This is a genomic window from Moraxella sp. (assembly GCF_024227015.1).
In the GTDB taxonomy this organism is placed as follows: Bacteria; Pseudomonadota; Gammaproteobacteria; order Pseudomonadales; family Moraxellaceae; genus Moraxella.
In genome coordinates, this window is record NZ_JAAELD010000273.1 from 1 (window position 1) to 1,777 (window position 1,777).

Annotated in this window: 2 protein-coding genes; one reads left to right on the plus strand and one right to left on the minus strand. The window is 44.7% G+C overall.

Annotated elements, in window-relative coordinates; genetic code table 11:
* Positions 1-124: 124 nt before the first annotated feature.
* Positions 125-1,186 (plus strand): enoyl-CoA hydratase/isomerase family protein, encoded by a 1,062-nt coding sequence (locus GY683_RS06390; RefSeq protein ID WP_297287951.1) that lies wholly within the window; start codon positions 125-127, stop codon positions 1,184-1,186.
* Positions 1,187-1,242: 56 nt separating this feature from the next.
* Here the strand turns inward: GY683_RS06390 and GY683_RS06395 are convergent.
* Positions 1,243-1,777 (minus strand): hypothetical protein (locus tag GY683_RS06395; protein WP_297287952.1); only part of this gene is annotated, 535 nt, incomplete at its 5' end.

The following is a 1,777-nucleotide window of genomic DNA, read 5'->3' on the forward strand; positions in this document are numbered from 1 at the left end:
AAAATATAAAATTTAAATTACCAATCGCCACGTTTTTGGCGGAGCATTGGATTGATTGGGTGTTATAAATTTGATATGCTTAACTCGTCTAAGGAATGATAAATTAATGAATTAAGGAGTTACCATGACAGATCTAATCCTATCCGAGCAGTTGCCCACCGATGACGGTCGATCCATCGGCATCATCACTTTAAATAATCCAAAAGCACTCAACGCCCAAAGCCTAGACATGGTAAAGGCGATGATGCGGATTTTTACTGATTGGCGAGATGATGGAACGGTGGTAGCCATAGTGCTGCGCGGTGCAGGCGAGCGGGCATTGTGTGCTGGCGGCGACATCAAGACATTATCACAGGCGACAGGTCCAAGCGATGTTCAGGAATTTTTTGAACATGAATACGGGCTCATGCAGATGCTGTATGAATATCCCAAGCCAATCTTGGCATGGGGTCATGGCGTGGTCATGGGTGGCGGATTGGGGTTGTTGTCGGCATGTAGTCATAAGGCAGTCACGAGTGAGACCATGATGGCAATGCCTGAGGTGTCGATTGGCTTATTCCCTGATGCGGGCGGCTCATGGTTTTTAAATCGTATGATGGGTAAGATTGGGCTATTCTTAGGGCTTACCGGCGCACGCTTCTCGGGCGTGGATGCTTTATATCTAGGGCTTGCGGATGCCTATGTCGCACCAGACAGCTATGATGATGTTATTAAGGCGCTTACATCTGCCAACTGGCAGGGCGATCATCATGGACTGCTCAATCAAATCCTAGCCAAATTCCATCAAATGCCAAACCACGACAGTCAAATTCTAAAAGACTTCCATGACATCAATGCACTCATGAATGCAGGGTCGCTGGCTGATGTGGATCGTGCACTTCGTGATTATCAGGGTAATAGTGAATTCATTAAGTCTGCCATTGAAAACTACATCAAAGGCTCTGACACCACCAAGGCATTAACATGGCATATTTACCATGAGGTCAAGCCATGTTCCATTGCTGAGATGTTCGACATGGAGCGTAAGGTTGCGGTAAACTGCGTCATGCGTGGAGATTTTAAAGAAGGGGTACGGGCATTACTCATTGATAAAGACAAAAACCCACAATGGCGATATACGCTTGCTGATATGCCTGTGGGGTATATTGATGAGTTTTTGGGGCTGTGTAGAGGATTTGTCAATTAGCTATTTATAAATGGATTTGGGTGGAGTACATCTCCCAAATCCATTTGAGGGTCATACTACTGCACTGTGCATTTAACAGCATTGCCGTTTTTGTTGGTATCCCAACCATACATGTTGATCAATTTACCTAATTTGGCTTTATCGGGTGTGATGATAGAGAGTGTATAGGCTTGGGTTTGAAAAGAGCCTGTTATGACATAAGTCTCAACTTGTGAGCTTGCCATAAATAAATCTCGCTTGCCAACACCACCAAATGATGAGATGGATTTTGGTAGTTTATAGGCTTGTTGAAATGCCAATTCTGCCCCGGATTCGTACTCAAAGCCATCATCATTACCTGATTCGCTGATGGATATATTTTTAAAATTGCAATTGCTTTTGAGGGTTGTATTGCCTTTTAATTTATCTAAGCGTAAAAAAGCGGTATCTTGAGTGTTGGCTGCTCCCCAGGTGCGAGCTTCTATAACAGCGACATCAGGGGCAGTTTTGCTACCATAAAAGGTGATGGTGGTATTGGGGTTGTGTTCGCTGATGGTTAAGGTTTGCATTAGTCGCCCTGCGTGGTCGGGGTCAGCTTCTCGGGTAGAAATG

Excerpts from the sequence above, each read along its gene's own strand:
- GY683_RS06390 (WP_297287951.1), top strand. The coding sequence starts at position 125 with ATGACAGATCTAATCCTATCCGAGCAGTTGCCCACCGATGACGGTCGA.